Here is a 17888-nt window from a genome sequence, read left to right as displayed (position 1 = left end):
CAGGTCCGGTTGCGCCGATCGTCGTGATCAGCGAGATGCCCGGTTGGCCGCCGGAGCCGATTAAGCTCCCGCTCTCCTCTTCGGAGGTGAGCGGGAGCTCTTCGGTGTCTGCAGCCAAGGCCTGGGAAGGAGAGGGTGTTTTCCCTGTTCCGTGCGCCTCCGGGGAGGGAGGGTACGGGCTGAGCCGGGGGAGCAATACACTCGGGAATCATGCCTGTACAGATCTCACCCAGCATTCTCTCCGCCGACTTCGCCAGGCTCGCCGACGAGTGCGCGGCGGTCGCCGGTACGGCCGACTGGCTGCACGTCGACGTGATGGACAACCACTTCGTGCCCAACCTCACCTTGGGGTTGCCGGTGGTGGAGTCCCTGCTCAAGGCGGTGTCCACGCCGATCGACTGCCACCTCATGATCGAGGACCCGGACCGCTGGGCGCCCGCCTACGCCGAGGCCGGGGCCGGGAGCGTCACCATCCACGTGGAGGCGGCCAAGGCCCCGATCCGGACCCTGCGCACGATCCGCGCGGCCGGTGCGCGGGCCGGGCTGGGCGTCAATCCGGCGACGCCCGTCGAGGCATTCGAGGACCTCCTGCCCGAACTCGACATGCTGCTGCTGATGACGGTGGAGCCGGGGTTCGGCGGGCAGCGGTTCCTCGACGTGGTCCTACCGAAGGTACGCCGGGCCCGCGAGCTCATCGACAAGCACGGCGGGTCGGTCTGGCTGCAGGTGGACGGTGGGGTGTCCGCGGAGACGATCGAGCGGGCCGCCGAGGCCGGCGCGGACGTCTTTGTCGCGGGGAACGCGGTCTACGGGGCGCAGGACCCGGCGCAGGCCGTACGGAACCTCAGGGCCCAGGCGGAGGGCGCCCGCTAACCAGGTCACCACGAGTCCGGTTTGTCGGGGAACGCGGTCTACGGGGCGCAGGACCCGGCGCAGGCCGTACGGAACCTCAGGCCGGGCCTCGGAGCTCAGGCGGAGTGCGCCCGGTAGGTCAACGTGAGTCCGGCGCCTCGCCGAACTTGTGGATGAGCGCCTTGAACTCCTCGACGGCCTGCCAGGCCCGGGCCGGTTCGCCGCCCTGGATGCCCATCGCGCCGATCGTGGACCCGTCGGCGAGGTCCAGGCGCGGCCAGGGGTCGCCGCGGACCATGTTCACCTGGATGATCTCCGCCCAGGAGTACCGGTGGGTCCGCATGGCGTTGACGACGGTGACCCCGGAGACGTCGGCGACGACCCGGCACCGGCCGAGCAGATAGAGGATCCACGCGAGCAGCGCGCCGAACAGGAACATCATGATCCGGTCCGGCAGCTTGAAGGACGCGGGCATCAACACGGCCAGGGCGGCGAAACCCACGAGGGAGACGATCGCGGAGCCGTGCGGCACCCAGCGGCCCCGCTTGGGGCGCCAGGTGACGGGCAACTCTGGTGGGCTGGTCATGGGCTCTTTCCGACGGTGTCACTGCTGTCGGGCACCAGTGTCTCGCACTCCACCCCCCGGTGATCCGAGCGGGCCGCGCGTCGAATAGCTCGGCCCGGTCTGGCGCACTTTTTCCGGCATGGCACACTGATAGGTGAGCAGCGTGCTCCGGGGTCGGTGAAATTCCGAACCGGCGGTGAAAGTCCGCGACCCGGTCGAAGCCATCGACCGGTTGAACCGGTGAAATTCCGGTACCGACGGTCAACAGTCCGGATGGGAGGAGACACGCGACCGGTCACACCGCAGGGTGGGGCCGGGTCAAGGCGCACCCTCGCGCCGTTTCCCCGGGGCTCGTGTCGACCGTCGTCGAGCGAGGAGGACCGGGATGGCGGACGAACCATCGGAGGCGCATACGCACATGCGGCGGGCCGTTCGTCTCGCCGCGCGGGGTCGAGGTACGACCTCCCCCAATCCCGTGGTCGGCTGCGTCGTCGTCGACGCCCGAGGTCAGACGGTCGGCGAGGGGTATCACGCCTACGCGGGCGGCCCGCACGCCGAGGTGGTGGCGTTGCGCCAGGCGGGGGAGCGGGCGCGCGGCGCCACCCTCTACGTCACCCTGGAGCCCTGTGCGCACACCGGGCGGACCGGTCCCTGCGTGGAGGCGATCCTGCGGGCCGGGGTCGCGGCCGTGGTGGTGGCCGTCCCCGATCCCACCCGGCTCGCCTCCGGCGGGTGCCGGATCCTCGCCGAACGCGGCGTGGCGGTCCGGACCGGCGTCCTGGCCGACGAGGCCGAGCCGGTCAACGCGGAGTGGCTCCGCTACGCCAGGTCGGGCCGGCCGCACGTCACCTGGAAGTTCGCCGCCACCCTCGACGGCAGGTCCGCCGCCGCGGACGGCACCAGCAAGTGGATCACCTCGGCGGAGTCCCGGGCCGACGTGCACCGGCTCCGCGCGGAGTGCGACGCCGTGGTCGCCGGCATCGGGACGGTCCTCGCCGACGACCCGCTGCTGACCGCGCGTACGGCGGGCACGCGGGCCGGGCCGCTGCGCGTCGTCGTCGACAGCGACGCCCGTACCCCGGCGACCGCGCGGGTGCTCAACGCCGACGCGCCGACCCTGCTGGCGATCTCCGAGGACGCCAGGCCCGGGGCACTGGAGTGCGAGACGGCGATGATCCGGCTGCCCCGGGCCAAGGACGGCCTGGACCTTTCCGCGCTCCTGGCCGAACTGGGCCGCCGGGAGGTGGTGAGCGTGCTCCTGGAGGGCGGCCCCACCCTGGCCGGCTCCTTCCTCGCCGCCGGGCTCGTCGACCGGGTCGTCGCCTACCTCGCCCCGGTGCTCTTCGGCGAGGGTACGGCGGCGCTCGGCGCGGCCGGGGTCGCCACGCTCGCCGCGGCGCACCGGCTGCGTATCGATGACATCACCCCCATCGGTCCAGACTTGCGGGTCACTGCCAGAACGGAGCATGCGTCATGTTCACCGGAATAGTGGAAGAACTGGGCGAACTCGTCTCGGCGACCCGGCGGGGGGCGACGGTCCGGCTCGCCGTCCGCGGCAAGCTCGTCACCTCCGACGCCCGGCACGGCGACTCGATCGCGGTCAACGGCGTCTGTCTCACCGTGGTCGACGTCGCCGAGGACGTCTTCGAGGTGGACGTGATCGACGAGACGCTCTCCCGGACCAGTCTGCGGGACCTCGGGGCCGGGGCCCCGATCAACCTGGAGCGGGCGCTGCGCGCGGACGCCCGGCTGGGCGGGCACATCATGCAGGGCCATGTGGACGGGACGGGGACCATCGTCTCCCACTCGCCCGACCATGTGGTGCGTATCTCCCTTCCCTCCACTCTTTCCCGATATGTCGTGGAAAAGGGGTCGATTGCCGTCGACGGAGTGAGTCTGACGGTGTCCTGGGTGGGTGACGAGGCGTTCGAGGTGAGCCTCATCCCCGCCACCCTCGCGCTCACCAACCTGGGCGCCAAGCAGGTCGGCGAGCCGGTCAACCTCGAGGTCGACATCGTCGCCAAGTATGTCGAGAAGCTGATCAGCCGATGAGTCAGGAAAGGGCGATCGCGACGTGAACGATATTCAGCTGGATCCGATCGAGCGGGCGATCATCGATATCCGGGACGGCAAGGCCGTGATCGTCGTGGACGACGAGAACCGGGAGAACGAGGGCGACATCATCTTCGCCGCGGCGAAGGCCACCCCGCAGCTCCTCGCCTTCACCGTCCGCCACACCAGCGGCGTCATCTGCGTGCCGATGGAAGGCGACGACCTGGACCGGCTCGGGCTCCCCCTCATGGTGAACCAGAACCGCGAGCGGATGCGCACCGCCTACACGATCAGCGTCGACGCGAGCGAAGGGGTCACCACCGGCATCTCCGCCGCCGACCGGGCCAGGACCATCCGGCTGCTGGCCGACCCCCGCACCGAGCCGACCGACCTGGTCCGGCCCGGCCACATCTTCCCCCTGCGCTACCGGGCCGGCGGGGTGCTGCGCCGCCGCGGGCACACCGAGGCCGCCGTCGACCTGGCCCGGCTCGCCGGACTCTCCCCCGCCGGGGTCCTGGCCGAGGTGGTCAACGACGACGGCACCATGGCCAGGCTCCCCGAACTCCGGATCTTCGCCGACCGGCACGACCTCGCGCTCGTCTCCATCGAGCAGCTCGTGGAGTACCGCAAGCGGAACGAGAAGGTCGTCACCCGGATCACCGAGACCGGCATCCCCAACCGGTACGGGATGTGGCGCGCGTACGGCTACCGCAGCGCGCTCGACAACGCCGAACACGTCGCGCTCGTCTACGGCGAGGTGGACGACGCCGAGGACGTCCTGGTCAGGGCGCACTCCGAATGCCTCACCGGGGACGTGCTCAGCTCGCTGCGCTGCGACTGCGGCGCCCAGCTGGACCACGCCATGCGGGTGATCTCCGAGGAGGGCCGGGGCGTGGTCGTGTACCTGCGCGGCCACGAGGGGCGGGGGATCGGCCTGCTGGCCAAGCTCCGCGCCTACAGCCTGCAGGATCAGGGTCACGACACCGTCGACGCCAACCTGGAGCTCGGCCTGCCCACCGACGCGCGGGAGTACTCGGGCGCCGGGCAGATCCTGGCCGACCTCGGGGTGAAATCCGTCCGGGTGCTCACCAACAACCCGGCCAAGATCAAGGGTATGGACGGGTACGGCGTCAAAGTCCTCGGCCGGGAGCCGATGCCCGTCGCCGCCAACCGGCACAACCTGCGCTACCTGACGGTCAAGCGGGACCGTCTCGGGCACACCATTCCGGAGGAGCTGTCATGAGCGCTGAGGGAGGGCTGAGATCCTCGGTGGTGGAGGCCGACGGCCTCACCGTGGGGATCGTCGCGGCCCGCTGGCACGAGGAGATCACCGACCAGCTGGTGGCGCGCGCCGTCCAGGCCGTCACCGAGTGCGGGGCGACGCCGGTAGTGGTCCGGGTCGCCGGGTCGCTGGAGATCCCGGTGGTCGCCCAGGCGCTCGCCCGCCGCCACGACGCGGTCGTCGCGCTGGGCACGGTCATCCGCGGGGACACCGCCCACTTCGACTACGTGTGCGACTCGGTGACCGAAGGGCTCACCAGGGTCTCGCTGGACGAGGGGACGCCCGTCGGCAACGGGGTGCTCACCTGCGAGAACGCCAATCAGGCGCTGGCGCGGGCCGGGCTTCCCGACAGCAGTGAGGACAAAGGCTGGGAGGCCGCGATCGCGGCCTTGGAGACCGCCCTCATCCTGCGGAACCTGGAGTGAGCCGGTCCAGCTCGGCCCGCAGGTTCTCCCGCGCCTGACCCTCCCACAGCGCCCGCCCCGGCTCGGTGCCGAAGAGCCGGGGCCCCGCCAGCAGCCCCCGCAGGACCGCCGCCCGCCCCGCCGCGAACAGCTCGTCCGGGACGTGCCGATACTCCTGGCGTACGGCCGCCGCGTAGGCCCGGTAGACCGGCTCGGGCGAGCCGAGCACCGCCAGGTCGGCGTCGCACAGCACGGCCGCGTTCGCGTCGTCCGGCTCGTAGGAGTGGCCCGCGGTCACCCGGACCAGCCGCGCGACCTCCGCGACCAGGGCCGGGGCCACCCCGCAACCGGGAAGCCGCTCCTCGGCCAGCGCCGCGCTCGCCTCCTCGTCCGCACCGGGCACCCCGTCGTAGACCGCGTCGTGGAACCACGCCGCCAGCGTCACCGCCACCGGATCGGGGGCCTGCCCGATCAAGGGTTCCAGCGCCGCGAGCACCGCCCGCAGATGATCGAGATCGTGATACCGCCGATGCGGTTCCCCCCACCGGGCGATCAGCTCGCCGCGCAATCGCTCGACCGCCGTACCATCCGGAAGCGGGAGAATCAGAGCCACCCGGCAGACGGTACCTCCGACCGTGCCTCCCGGGCCAGGCGATGGTGATCGAAGTCGTATACGTTGACGGCAAACGCTGCGACGGGACGGGAACGGCCTACTGATGGCGATCAGGGAAGAGCGCATGATTTGTCCCCGCTGTTACGGAGCGGGTCACGTCGTCGTGGGTCGCATGGCGATAGTCGATCGGCAGATCGTCACCGCGGGCGTCGAGGAGATGTGCAAGTCATGTCAGGGTCGGCGCTACCTCACGTACACCGTGGGCACGGTCGATGACTTCGAGCCGGAGCAACCGTCGGACAGCCGGCCACCAACGGAGTGATCAAGGCCACGGATCGACATCGTCGTTCGGTCCGTGGCCTTCCGTCAAATACAGGCTTGTGACAGTGATCGTGCTAACACGGTGAGCACGTTCAGGTCGTCACCCGGACCGTACCTACCGGGCCGGGCGGGTAGGTGCGGACGTAGCGCCTTGGGCACCTAGGCGCTGGTCACGTCACGTCCGCTCTTCGCGTGGTGCAGGGCCGCCGCGTTCAGCGTGAAGGTACTGGGTAACCTGGGTGGCGTGCGATCTCCCTCGGAGTTGGGCCGCAAGCTCGAAGAACACGACTACCTCGCCGACGAGGGTCTGGCCGTGGCGTGTTTCCTCGCCTTGCGGATGGGCCGACCGCTGTTCCTCGAAGGTGAGGCGGGGGTGGGCAAGACCGAGCTGGCCAAGACGCTCGCCAAGGTCCTGGACGCCCCGCTGATCCGGCTGCAGTGCTATGAGGGTCTGGACGCGGCGCAGGCGCTCTACGACTGGGACTTCCCGCGTCAGCTGCTCCACCTGAAGGCGGCGGAAACCGCGGGGGTGCGGGACGTCGGGAAGCTGGAGGACGACCTCTACGATCGCCGGTTCCTGATCCGGCGTCCGCTGCTGCGGGCGATCGAGGAGCCGGGGAGCGTGCTGCTGGTGGACGAGATCGACCGGGCCGACGACGAGTTCGAGGCGTTCCTGCTGGAGGTGCTGTCCGACTTCACCATCTCCATCCCCGAGCTCGGGACGATCCGCGCCGAGCGGCCGCCGGTGGTGATCGTCACCTCCAACCGGACCCGCGAGGTGCACGACGCGCTGAAACGCCGCTGCCTGTACCACTGGCTGGAGCATCCCTCCCACGAACGCGAGGTGGCGATCATCCGCCGCCGGCTCCCGGAGAGCACCGAGCTGCTCGCCGAGCAGGTGGCAACCGCCGTACACCGCCTGCGCGGCCGGGATCTGCTGAAGCCGCCCGGGATCGCCGAGTCGCTGGACTGGACCGAGGCGCTGCTCGCGCTGGGCGCCAGGGAGCTGGATCCGGGCCTCGCAGCGGCCACGCTCGGCGCGGTGCTGAAGTACCGGGAGGACCAGCAGGCCGCGCTCGCCGACTGGGGGCGGCGGCCGGGGTGAGCGGGCGGGACGTGACGGACACGATCGTCGGCTTCGCCCGTACCCTGCGGGCGGCCGGGGTGGACGCCGATCACGAGCGGACCCGGCTGATGATCCGCGCGCTCGGTCACGTGAGCGCGGCGAACCGGGACGAGGTCTACTGGGCGGGGCGGGTCACGCTCTGCTCCACTCCCGACGATCTTCCGCGGTACGACCGGTGCTTCGCCGCCTACTTCGCCGGGGAGACGCCCCGCCTGGCCCGGTCGGCGCCGCCGGTCGTGATCGTCCGGCACACCGCGACGCCCGTCGGCGAGCCGGGGGAACAGGAGGAGGGGGAGTCCGGTCTGACCCCGGCCGGGGTGAGCGAGGTCGAGGTGCTGCGCACCCGGGACGTGGCCGGGCTCACCGCGGCGGAACGGGACGAGGTGCACCGGCTGCTCGGGATGCTCCGCGCCGGTCGAATGTCGCGGGTGTCGCGGCGGTTCCTGCCCGCCCGCCGGGGCCGGCTCGATCAGCGCCGGACGGTCCGGGCGATGCTCCGGCAGGGCGGCGAGATCGGGGTGCTGCACCGCAGGCGGCACCGGCGGCGTCCGCGCCGGGTGGTGCTGCTGATCGACGTGAGCGGTTCGATGGCGGCCTACGCGGACACGCTGCTCCGGCTGGCGCACGCGCTGGTCCGGTCCGAGCCGAGGGCCACCGAGGTCTTCACCCTCGGCACCCGCCTCACCCGGGTCACCGCGGAGCTGCGGCACCGCGATCCGGCGACGGCGATGACCGCGGTCTCGGCCGCGATCCCCGACTGGAGCGGCGGCACCCGCCTCGGCGCGGAGCTGAAGGAGTTCCTCACCGGCTCGCGGGCGCGGGGGGCGATCGTCGTGATCGCCTCGGACGGCTGGGAGCGGGGAGACGCGAGCCTGCTCGGCGATCAGATGGCCCGCCTGTCGCGCCTCGCCCACCAGGTGATCTGGGTCAACCCACACAAGGGCCGCATCGGGTACGAGCCGCTCACCGCGGGCATGCGGGTCTCCCTTCCGCACGTCGACGAGTTCATCGCCGGGCACAGCCTCGCCGCCTACGAGCGACTCGCCCGCCTGCTCGCGGGAGGGTGATCATGACGATGCGAGGGGCGGACGGGGTGGCCGGGCTGCTGCTCGCCGCGGGTTCGGGATCCCGGCTGGGGCGACCCAAGGCGCTGGTGGAGTACGGCGGCGAGCGCCTGGTCGACCGGGGGGTCCGGCTGCTCGGGGAGGGCGGCTGCGATCCGGTGGTCGTCGTGCTGGGGGCGGTGGACGTGGCGGTGCCCCGCGCGGTGGTGGTGCACAACCCGAAATGGGCGAGCGGAATGGGGTCGAGCCTGCGCGCCGGGCTCGCCGCGCTGCCCGGTCACGCCTCCGGGGTGGTGATCGCCCTGGTGGATCAGCCGCTGATCGGGCCGGAGGCCGTACGGCGCCTCATCGCGGCCCGTGCCCCCGTCGCGGTCGCCACCTACGGCGGCAGTCCGCGCAACCCGGTCTTCCTCGCCCGGGAGCACTGGGCCGGGGCCGCCGAACTGGCGGAGGGCGACGCGGGGGCGCGGGTTTTCCTGCGGGCCCACCCCGAGCTGGTCACGCCGGTCCCCTGCGACGACGTCGCCGACCCCGCCGACGTCGACACCCCCGAGGACCTGCGGCGACTCACCGGTCCAGGGCCGTCTGAGCCGATCTAGGGCATGATCCGCGCAGGCCGTACGGCGCATTGCGTCACCTTGTTCGGGTGGGGGGTCCGGCTTGCGGCCGGGGCGTGGAGTGGAAACCAAAGGGGGGGCGCGACCGCGGTGCCTCCGCCGACGTCTACATCCCCCGCGGACCCTGTTGCGCCGTGCGGGTCCGGTGCTGGTTGAGTCGTTCCAGGGCATGACCCGCGCAGGCCGTACGGCCTAGTGCGTCGCCTTGCTCAGGTGAGGGTACGGCTCGCGGCCCGGGCGCGGAGCAGGAACCAGACGAGGGCGAGCAGGGAGAGGACGGCGACGCCTCCGCCGAGTGCGGCGTAGGAGGTGAAGGCCACCATGGCGCCGGCGATGACGCTGCCGATCGCCCCGGCCACGTTCATCGCCAGGTCGGACAGGCCTTGGACGCCGGGCCGGTCCGCGATCGCCACGGATTCGGTGAGCAGCGCCGATCCCGCGATCATGCCGAAGGACCAGCCGAGGCCGAGCAGGGCGAGCCCGGCCGACAGGTGGGGCACGCTGTGCGGGGGAGCGGTCGCGGCGACGACGGACGCGGCGGCGATCTGGATCAGGCCGAGGGCGAGGACGGGGAGATACCCGATCCGGTCGGCGAGCAGGCCGACGAGGGGGGAGAACATGTACATCCCCACGACGTGCAGGCTGATGACGAGCCCGACGATGCTCAGGGTGGCGCCGTGGTGCTCCATGTGCACCGGGGTCATCGACATGACGGAGACCATCCCGGTGTGCACCACGGCGATCGCCGTCAGGGCCAGCATGGCCCGGGGGGAGGCTCGCAACGCCGTCCACGCCGAGCGCGGCCCGGCGGCGGAGGTCTGCGGTCCGGCGTCGGGCCGCAGTCGGCGGGCGAGTCGCAGCGGGTCGGGCCGGAGCCCGGCGAAGACGATGAGGGCGGCGGTGCCGAACGCCGCGGCGGACAGGGCGAACGGGCCGGCGGCCTGGGCGAGGCCGCCGCCCACGCCGAGGTCGTCGGCGAGCTGGGCGAGGTTCGGGCCGGTCACGGTGCCGACGGTCGCGGCCCAGATGACGATGGAGATGTGGCGGGCGGACCGGCCGGGAGGCGACAGGTCGCTGGCGGAGTACCGGGCGGAGAGGTTGGCCGCGCTGCCTCCGCCGAACAGGACCAGCCCGGCCAGCAGGAGGGGCCAGGAGCCGAGGCCGATCGCGACGACCGAGATCACCGCCCCGGCGACGCCGAATCCGTAGGCGAACACCAGGGCGCCGCGGCGGCCCGACCGGCCCGCGGCCCAGGCGGTGGGGAGGGCGAGGAGCGCGGCGCCGAGGACCAGGCAGGTGCTGGCCAGGCCGCCGATGAAGGCGGAGCCGGAGAGCCTGGCGGCGATCAGGGTGGCGATGGAGAATCCGACGGCGATGCCGATGCCGCCGACGATCTGGGCGCCGCTGAGGACGGCGAGTACCCGGCGTTGAACCCTTCGAGCCTGTTCGGATGGAGCTATGTCATTGAGTGTCCGGGTACTGTGCACAACGAGTATTTTGCCATCCAACTATCCCCGGTTCATCCGACTTATGACGTGACGGCATGACGGGTGGTCAGTCCCCTGTCGTGGCGAACGAGTCGAAGAGGGTGGCGACGATCTGCCGGCTGCCGCCGTTCCACTCCACGTCGGTGAAGGTGATCTTGACGTGATAGGCCCGGTCGTCGCGCACCGGCACATGGCGTTCCAGGACGTGCATCACCTCGTCGTTGAGGTTGAGGAAGGTGTACTCCCAGTCGGCGGACGGCCGGTCCCGGTACGCCGTCGCCTCCAGCCTCAGCAGGGTGTACTCGCTGAGCCTGCTCTCCCGGTCCGCCTGCCGCAGCAGGCCCAGCCCCCCGTCTCCGGCGGGGGTGGCCCGGCTGATCCGGATGCTGCTCCCGGAGTGCCTGGGCCCGTTGACGGTGAGGTTCCCCCCGGCCGCGACCGCGGTCCAGCCCTTCGGCACGATCAGCGACACCCCGTCGAACCGTTTCACCGTGTAGCCCTCCGGGGCGACGGTGAGCGCCTGGGCGGAGGGCGGGCCCGCGACCTGTCCGAGGCCGACGGAGGAGGCGGCCGGAGGCCGGGGCGGGTCGGCGGCGGGCGTCGAACCGGAGAGGAGGGTGACCAGCACGACGGCGACGAACCCGACGGCGCCCGCTCCGGCGAAGATCAGCCGTGCGGTGGGGCGGCCGTCCCGGAACCAGACCTCGTGGTCGCGCCCGGTGGGGCCGTCCGAGCCCGGGCCGTCCGGGACGGGGTGGGCCCCCGTGGTGCGCTCCGGCCCGTCCACCTCGGCGGCGGGCGCGGTCGGCCACCGTACCGCGACGTCGTGGGTGCGGCCCGACAGCGTCCGGCCGGTCTGGACGCGCCGGGGCCGGGACGGCGGGCGTTCGGGGCGGCCGGCCGGTTCGCCGGACCCGGCGCCGACCGGGCTCGCGAGGGGCTCCTGGCCCTCCTGGCCCGGGGAGAGCTCGACGGGGATGCGCACCGGCCCCGAGGGCGTCTCCACGATCCGGTACGGCTGCGGCCCGGAGACCTGCTCCAACGGGGGGAGGAGGTGGATCGGCACGGGGTCGGCGGAGGTGGGGATCCAGGCGGCGCCCGCCCGGTTCACCGAGGTGCGGAGGAGTTGTTCCAGCAGTTCGGCGGCCTGCTCGGCGGTCAGGCGCTCGGCGGGGTCCTTCTTGAGGAGACCGGCCAGGATCGGCTCCATCGCCCCGGCCCGCCGCGGCGGCGCGGGCTCCCTGGCCATGATCGCGCCAAGGATCGCCACCACGTCGGAGCCGTCGTAGGGGGGCCGCCCCTCGACCGCGGCGTACAGGGTCGCGCCGAAGGACCAGAGGTCGGCCGCCGAGGTGATGTCCTCGCTCCGCAGCCGTTCGGGCGGGATGTAGGAGGGGGAGCCCATGAGCAGGCCGCTGTGGGTGATCGACACATCGCCCTCGGCCGCCGCGATGCCGAAGTCGGTGAGGATCACGCGGTCGGCGGTGAGCAGCACGTTGCCGGGCTTGACGTCGCGATGGAGGATCCCCGAGCCGTGGGCGTGCCGGAGCGCGTCGAGGATGCGGATGCCGATCTCGGCGGCCTGGACCACCGGGAGCGGGCCCGTCTGCCGGACCGCCTGCTCCAGGGACCAGGATCGGATGTACTCCATCACGATCCACGGGCGCCCGTCCTCCTCGACGACGTCGTGGACGGTGACGATGCCCGGGTGGCTGAGCCTGGCGGCGGCGCGGGCCTCGCGGAGCACCCGGCGGTGGGCGCCCGCGGTCGCGGCCTCGTCGGACCCGAGGGGCAGCATGAGCTCCTTGACCGCGACGTCGCGGTCGAGGAGGACGTCGTGGGCGTGCCACACGACACCCATTCCGCCCCGTCCGACCGGGGACATCAGGCGGTAGCGCCTGCCGACGAGTCTGCCCTGGCCGTTCGTCGTGCCACCCGCCTGCAAGTCACCACGCCCCTGACCATTGAGCATAGAGCGGACAATATCGAAGTGTTTTGTGCGGGATGACGATAACGACAATGTGGGCCGACAGTGGTGAAAACCCGATCAAAGGGTATGTGCGGCGAGGGCGCGCAGCGCCTCGGTGAACGCCTCCGACGGCGGCGTGACCAGTCCCGCCCCCACCTGCCCGGTCCCCGCCAGGCGTCCCGCGATCCCGGTGTTGACCACGGGCAGCAGCCCCGTTCGCGCCACCAGCGTGACGTCGATGCCGGTCGGCGTGCCCCGGAAGCCCAGGATCGGGATCTGGTAGGCGGGATGCTCGGCGAGGGTGATCTCGTACATCGACTCGGTCGCGGCGAGCGCGTCCGACACCTCGCCCCCCACGAAACGGACGATCGCCGGAGCGGCGCCCATCGCGAACCCGCCGAGTCCGGCGGTCTCGGTGATGGTGGAGTCCCCGATGTCGGGGTTGGCGTCGTCCGGGCCGAACGCGCCGAGGTAGAGGCCGTCCGGCACCCCGGCCGGGCCGGTGAACCACCGATCCCCGGTGCCCGACACCTGGATCCCGAAATCGGTCCCGTTGCGGGACATGGCGACCACCAGCGTGGACCCCGGGACGTTCCGCGCCGCGTCCGTGCTCACCTTGCCCGCGGCCATGCCGATGTTGAGGAAGAAGTGGTCGTTGGCGCCGATGAAGCGGAGCACCTCGGGCCCGTGCGGCGACTCGGCGATCGAGGGACCGAGCTCCCGGGCGAGCAGCGAGGTCGCCGCCCGGTTCCGGTTGTGCAGCTCGTCGCCCATCTGCAGCGCCTGCGCGATGATCGAGCGGACGTCCACCGGACCGTGCCGGCCGAGGGCGTCGCGGAGCACGGGACCGAGCACCGCCGACATCCACCGCAGCCGCTCGATCACCTCCGGGCCGTAGGCGCCGTACCGCAGGACCTTGCCGAGCCCCTCGTTGAGCGAGCAGTACGCGGTGCCGCCGTACTCGGCGTCCCGCACCTGGAACATCCACATCGACGGGCTGACCACCCCCGCCATCGGCCCGACCACGCCGTGGTGGTGGCAGGAGTCCAGCGTGACGCCGCCCGACCGCAGCAGCCGCTCCGCGCCCTCGGGGTCGTCCGCGAGGCCCTCGAACAGGACGGCCCCGATCAGCGCCCCCCGCATCGGGCCCGACGCCCGCTCCCAGGTGATCGGCGGCCCCGCGTGCAGGAACGTTCCCGCCGGCAGGAGGTCCGCGGCGGGACGCACGTCGACCAGGACGGGGTGGGCGCCGAGCAGGCGGCCGACCGCGACCTCGTTGGCCGCGCCGCGGCGCGGATCGGCGAGTACGGCGGCGAGCGCGCTCTCGGTGCCCTGCATCGGGGGACGCCACTGCACCGGCTTGCGGCGGACCGCCTGACCCTCCAGCGCCTCGTCGAGCACCGAGGCGCCCACGGTGACCACCTCGGGTTCGCCGGCGAGCAGCGGGGCGAGCGGGGAGTTCGCGGTCGAGCTCATCGGTCCCCCAGGATGAGTCCGGCGGCGTGGCGGGCCGCCTCGGCGTTGGAGGTGAAGACCGCCGCCCCCGCCGCGTGCAGGGCCGCGGCCTGGGCCTCCAGGTTCTGCGGGTCGCCCCGGGTTCCGATCAGGGAGACCACCGCCGGCTGCGTCGCCCGCCGGAGCACCGGGACCAGGGCGGCGGCGGGGTCGGGGTCGGCGGCGTGCCCCAGCACCACGTCCAGGAGGACGACCGCGCACGCCGGGTCCGCGGCCGCCGCGGCGATCCGCTCCAGCCTGAGCCCCGGGTCGATCATCGGATGGGCCCGCCCCCTGGTGAGCGCGTCGTCCCCGAAGTCGACGAAGACCGAATCGCCGAGTCCGCACCCCTGCGCGATCAGGCGCGCCTCCTCGCACAGGGTCCCGCCCGCGAACAGGCCGTGCAGCGTGCCCGCCCGCGGGGTCTGCGGCGCCGTCCAGCACGGCCAGACCGGTACCGTACGGCCGAGGGCCGTCAGGATCTCCGCCGCGGCCGAGGTCAGGTCGGTCCGCCCGCAGATCGCGTGGACCACCGGGGTGCGCAGCCGCTCCCCCGCCGCGCGAAGCGCCCGCTCGACCCGGGGGGACGGCGGTTTGGACACCAGCGCGATCAGCTCCGTCGCCGGGTCGTCGTCGAGCATCGCCAGGGCTCGCAGGGTGGATCGCCCGCCCACCGCGTCGCCGGTGTCCCGGCCGCCCGTGCCGATGATGCCGCTGACGCCGACGCCCGCCAGGTCGAGCAGGCAGGAGAGCTGCTGGGCGCCGGTCCCCGAGGCGGCGACCAGGCCCACCGGGCCCGGCCGCACCACGTTGGCGAAACCGAAGCCGACCCCGCCGACCAGGGCGGTGCCGCAGTCCGGCCCCATCACCAGGACCCCCCGCTCCGCCGCCCGATCCTTGAGCAGGATCTCCTGTTCGACCGGGACGTTGTCGCTGAAGATCATGACGGATCGCCCGGCTTCGATCGCGTCCATCGCCTCGGCGAAGGCGTGGCTTCCGGGTACCGAGACCAGGACCATCGTCGCCTCGCCCGAGCGGAGCGCGGACCGGGTCGTCCGCGGTGCCGTTCGCATCCCCGGCCCGTCCGCGGCGGCCGGCGTGCGGGCGAGCCGCTCGTCGAGTTCGGCCATCGCCGCGGCGAGCGCGTCGGCGTCCAGCGCCCGTACCGCCACCAGCAGGTCGGCGGGGGTGGCCTGGGCGGGGATGTCCAGCCCGAGGTCGCGGGCGAGCCCCAGGTTGAGCTCGGTGGCCATCGCCACCAGCGCCACCTCGACACCGGGCAGCGCGGTGAGCCCCTGGCTGATCCGCATCAGCGTCACCGAGTCGTGGTAGGCCCCCCGGCGGAGCTGGACAGTGTTCACCTGGCCCCTTCCGAGAGCCGCAGCACCGCACGGAGCCCCGCCAAGATTCCCCAGGCCAGGTCGGCGCCCGAGGTATGGCCGATGAGCAGGAGTTTTCGCATCGCCGGCTCCAGCGGCAGCAGCCCGGCGGCCCCGCGCAGCACCGCGCGCACCTCCGGCGACCCCTGGCCGCGGGCGGCGCAGTGCAGCATCGTCGCCGAGATCGGCGTGGTCCGGGTCCGGGCGTCGTAGGTGACCGCCGCGCCGAGCCAGTCGGCGAGCTTGACCGCGGGCAGGCCCCCGGGGCAGGCGCCGCCGAAGACCCGGAGGGTCATCAGCAGACCGGAGATCATGTCGTCGCCGCTGGGGGTGAGCCCCGGCCCGAGCCCGACCAGGCGTTCCGCGGCCATGACCGCGCGGGCGAGGTCACCCGCGCCGCACGCGGCGGCCAGCGACTCCCCGGCCTCGTGTCCGGCGAGCCCGCAGCGCCGGGAGTGCGCCGCGACGAGCCGGGTCCCCGCCTCCAGGGAGTCGGCCAGGCGGTCCCGGCCGACGGCGCCGAGGATGAGGCCCGGATCCCACCAGCGCCGGGTGCGGATCACCGCGTCCCCGATCTCGACCGTCCCGTCGCCGATCGCGGCCTCCTCCCCGATGGAGGCGGGCGGCCACCCGTTCCCCGAGACGACCACGCCGTTGGGGGGTTTGCTGGCGTGGCCGTGGACCACCGCGACGACGTGCGGTTCGACCTGGGACCGCACCTCCAGGTACAGCCCGAGGGGGAAGACCGCGAGCACCCGGGCCGGCCTGCGGGGATGCTCCAGCGTGGCGCGGAGCGCGATGCTCGCCGCGCCGGTCAGATGGATTCGAGTCGGAGCCCTCCGCCGTGTTCCTACGCTCACCCGTGCCTCCCGTGACCTTGACGCGACCGTAGACCGGGCCGCGACATACCCCGTACGGAGAAAGGTGCCAAGCCGTTCCGCGAAAGTTGGCTCTTCCTGACAGCGGGAGAGTCGGGGTAAAAGGGGTTTGTGACCTCAAAACCGGTGCCCCCCTCACCGTCACCTCCGGCGATGCGCCTTGCCAGCACCGGCACGATCCTCCACGGGGTGTCCGTCGGCGAAGTACTGGGTGTGTCCACCCTCGCCGGCGCACGCCTGATCGCCGGCGAAGCCGGCCTCGGCCGCATCGTCCAGCGGCTGAACGTCATGGAGGTGCCGGACATCCTGGCCTGGGTGAAACCCCATGAGCTGCTGCTCACCACGGGATACCCGCTGCGCAACACCCCCCAGTCCCTCGGCCGTCTCGTGATCGACCTCGACGAGCGCGGCCTGTCCGCACTCGCCATCAAACTCGGCCGCTACCTGGACGAGATCCCCGCCGAGATGATCGAGCAGGCGGACCGCCTCGGCTTCCCCATCATCCAGCTCGCCGGCGACGTCGGCTTCGACGACATCCTCAACCAGGTGCTCACCGACATCCTCAACCGGCAGGCCGCCGTGCTCGCCCGCGCCGAGGAAGCCCACCGGGCGCTCGTCCAGGTGGTGCTGGCCGGCGGCGGCCTGGAGGAGGTCACCGCGCAGGTGGCCGAACTGCTGGACGTCTCGGTGGCGGCGACCGATCAGGTCGGGACGATCCTGGCCTCCTCCGGGCCGGCCGAGCACCTGCCCGCGCTCAAACGCCCCGCCCGGGTCTTCGACGGGCACCACGCGGTCGTCCCGGTGGTCGCGGGCGGCCACCACCACGGCAGGATCGTCGCCTACAGCGCGGCGGGCACCCTGCGGGACAGCGACGTCGGCATCCTGGAACGCGCCGCCACCGTCGCCGCCCTCGTGGTCACCCGCCAGGAGGCCGTGGCCGCGGTGGAGAGCAAGTACCGCGCCGACTTCCTGCGGGACGTGCTGACCGGCCGGGCCGGCGGCGGGGACCGGGTCGCCACCCGGGGCCGCGGGTTCGGCTGGGACCTGGCCAGGCCGGTGACCGTCCTGGTCGCCGAGCTCGACCCGCTCGGCGGCGACGAGCGGCCCGTCCAGGACCGGCTGCTCGCCGCCTGGACCTCCGCGGTACGCCGCCACGACGGCAAGGGCGCCGTGGTGAGCTTCTCCCACGAGGTGGTGGCGATCGTCGGAAGCGGGGTCGACACCCGGCGGGTCGCCAAGGACGCGGCCGGCGCGTTCGCCGATCAGGGCTCGGCCACCTTCTCCACCGGCATGAGCCGGGTCGCCGAGACCGCCGACCACCTGCCGGAGGCGTACAGCCAGGCGCTGAAGGCCGCCCGGGTCGGCCGCCAGCTGCACGGGGTCTCCTCGGTCGCCCACTTCGACCAGCTCGGCGTCTACCGGCTGCTCTCCCTCGTCCAGGACACGGCCGAGCTGCACGCCTTCGTCCGGGAGACGCTGGGGCAGCTCGCCGGGGACGACGACCCGGAGAACGCCGACCTGCGGCGCACCCTGGCCGTGCTGCTCGACACCAACCTCAACGTGGCGGAGACGGCGCGGCGGCTGCACTTCCACTACAACACGCTCCGCTACCGGATCGGCAAGCTGGAGCGGCTGCTCGGGCGGTTCACCGAGGACGCGCATCTCCGGCTCAACCTCACCCTGGCCCTTCATGTTCTGCGGATGCGGGGAATCTGAAGGTTTGGCAGATCTCGATGGTGTGGAATGGGAAACCTGGGCTTACCGTGCCTCCCACAAGGTCGTGTG

Annotated in this window: 17 protein-coding genes and 1 riboswitch; of the genes, 10 read left to right on the top strand and 7 right to left on the bottom strand. The window is 72.6% G+C overall.

The window, feature by feature from the left end; genetic code table 11:
* The first annotated feature begins 210 nt into the window (after window positions 1-210).
* Window positions 211-873, top strand: coding sequence for a ribulose-phosphate 3-epimerase (gene rpe, locus RUR_RS05225; RefSeq protein ID WP_283133705.1), 663 nt, complete (start codon window positions 211-213; stop codon window positions 871-873).
* Window positions 874-991: 118 nt separating this feature from the next.
* Here the strand turns inward: rpe and RUR_RS05220 are convergent, their stop codons facing one another.
* The gene (locus RUR_RS05220) at window positions 992-1438 is read right to left on the bottom strand and encodes a PH domain-containing protein (protein ID WP_283133704.1); all 447 of its coding nucleotides are present in this window, start codon (window positions 1436-1438) and stop codon (window positions 992-994) included.
* 139 nt (window positions 1439-1577) lie between these two features.
* Window positions 1578-1707: riboswitch (FMN riboswitch) on the top strand.
* Between the two features lie 95 nt (window positions 1708-1802).
* On the opposite strand from RUR_RS05220, the gene ribD reads away from it, so the two are divergent.
* The 4 genes from ribD to ribH are packed head-to-tail and all read left to right on the top strand — an operon-like array spanning window position 1803 to window position 5176.
* Window positions 1803-2906: a bifunctional diaminohydroxyphosphoribosylaminopyrimidine deaminase/5-amino-6-(5-phosphoribosylamino)uracil reductase RibD gene (gene ribD / locus RUR_RS05215; protein ID WP_283133703.1), complete on the top strand. Its 1104-nt coding sequence runs from the start codon at window positions 1803-1805 to the stop codon at window positions 2904-2906.
* Window positions 2891-3469: a riboflavin synthase gene (locus tag RUR_RS05210; RefSeq protein ID WP_283133702.1), complete on the top strand. Its 579-nt coding sequence runs from the start codon at window positions 2891-2893 to the stop codon at window positions 3467-3469. The genes ribD and RUR_RS05210 overlap by 16 nt, the downstream gene beginning before the upstream one ends.
* A 22-nt stretch (window positions 3470-3491) precedes the next feature.
* Entirely contained in the window at window positions 3492-4712 is a 1221-nt protein-coding gene (locus RUR_RS05205) for a bifunctional 3,4-dihydroxy-2-butanone-4-phosphate synthase/GTP cyclohydrolase II (protein WP_283133701.1), read from the top strand.
* The gene (gene ribH, locus RUR_RS05200) at window positions 4709-5176 is read left to right on the top strand and encodes a 6,7-dimethyl-8-ribityllumazine synthase (protein WP_283133700.1); all 468 of its coding nucleotides are present in this window, start codon (window positions 4709-4711) and stop codon (window positions 5174-5176) included. The genes RUR_RS05205 and ribH overlap by 4 nt, the downstream gene beginning before the upstream one ends.
* On the opposite strand, the gene RUR_RS05195 is transcribed toward ribH, so the two are convergent.
* Window positions 5154-5768 (bottom strand): HD domain-containing protein, encoded by a 615-nt coding sequence (locus RUR_RS05195; RefSeq protein ID WP_283133699.1) that lies wholly within the window; start codon window positions 5766-5768, stop codon window positions 5154-5156. The genes ribH and RUR_RS05195 overlap by 23 nt on opposite strands.
* A 172-nt stretch (window positions 5769-5940) precedes the next feature.
* On the opposite strand from RUR_RS05195, the gene RUR_RS05190 reads away from it, so the two are divergent.
* From RUR_RS05190 to RUR_RS05175, 4 genes are all read left to right on the top strand, one after another.
* The gene (locus RUR_RS05190) at window positions 5941-6090 is read left to right on the top strand and encodes a hypothetical protein (RefSeq protein WP_283133698.1); all 150 of its coding nucleotides are present in this window, start codon (window positions 5941-5943) and stop codon (window positions 6088-6090) included.
* A gap of 243 nt (window positions 6091-6333) precedes the next feature.
* Window positions 6334-7194 carry an AAA family ATPase gene (locus RUR_RS05185; RefSeq protein WP_283133697.1) on the top strand — a complete coding sequence of 287 codons (861 nt, stop codon included), beginning with the start codon at window positions 6334-6336 and terminating at the stop codon, window positions 7192-7194.
* An 11-nt stretch (window positions 7195-7205) separates the two neighbouring features.
* Window positions 7206-8282, top strand: a complete 1077-nt coding sequence (locus tag RUR_RS05180; RefSeq protein ID WP_283133696.1) for a vWA domain-containing protein — start codon at window positions 7206-7208, stop codon at window positions 8280-8282.
* A 2-nt stretch (window positions 8283-8284) separates the two neighbouring features.
* Window positions 8285-8878, top strand: a complete 594-nt coding sequence (locus tag RUR_RS05175; protein WP_283133695.1) for a nucleotidyltransferase family protein — start codon at window positions 8285-8287, stop codon at window positions 8876-8878.
* Between the two features lie 227 nt (window positions 8879-9105).
* Here the strand turns inward: RUR_RS05175 and RUR_RS05170 are convergent, their stop codons facing one another.
* The 5 genes from RUR_RS05170 to RUR_RS05150 form a co-directional block, all read right to left on the bottom strand.
* A complete protein-coding gene (locus RUR_RS05170; RefSeq protein WP_283133694.1) occupies window positions 9106-10383 on the bottom strand; it encodes an MFS transporter in 1278 nt (425 codons plus the stop codon).
* Between the two features lie 67 nt (window positions 10384-10450).
* A complete protein-coding gene (locus RUR_RS05165) occupies window positions 10451-12355 on the bottom strand; it encodes a serine/threonine-protein kinase (RefSeq protein WP_283133693.1) in 1905 nt (634 codons plus the stop codon).
* A gap of 75 nt (window positions 12356-12430) precedes the next feature.
* Window positions 12431-13828, bottom strand: coding sequence for a YlbE family protein (locus tag RUR_RS05160; RefSeq protein ID WP_283133692.1), 1398 nt, complete (start codon window positions 13826-13828; stop codon window positions 12431-12433).
* Window positions 13825-15207 (bottom strand): AllF/FdrA family protein, encoded by a 1383-nt coding sequence (locus RUR_RS05155; RefSeq protein WP_283133691.1) that lies wholly within the window; start codon window positions 15205-15207, stop codon window positions 13825-13827. Before RUR_RS05155 ends, RUR_RS05160 begins: the two co-directional genes overlap by 4 nt.
* Complete coding sequence (locus RUR_RS05150) at window positions 15204-16085, bottom strand: oxamate carbamoyltransferase subunit AllH family protein (protein WP_283133690.1); 882 nt, start codon at window positions 16083-16085, stop codon at window positions 15204-15206. The genes RUR_RS05155 and RUR_RS05150 overlap by 4 nt, the downstream gene beginning before the upstream one ends.
* A 171-nt stretch (window positions 16086-16256) precedes the next feature.
* Here RUR_RS05150 and RUR_RS05145 point away from each other — a divergent pair, with 171 nt between their 5' ends.
* Window positions 16257-17819 carry a PucR family transcriptional regulator gene (locus RUR_RS05145; RefSeq protein ID WP_283133689.1) on the top strand — a complete coding sequence of 521 codons (1563 nt, stop codon included), beginning with the start codon at window positions 16257-16259 and terminating at the stop codon, window positions 17817-17819.
* Window positions 17820-17888: the final 69 nt, after the last annotated feature.

The sequence above is a fragment of the Rhizohabitans arisaemae genome (assembly GCF_025996515.1).
Lineage (GTDB): Bacteria > Actinomycetota > Actinomycetes > Streptosporangiales > Streptosporangiaceae > Rhizohabitans > Rhizohabitans arisaemae.
The sequence above is the reverse complement of the archived record's forward strand: the minus strand, read 5'-3'. Positions and strand labels throughout refer to the sequence as shown.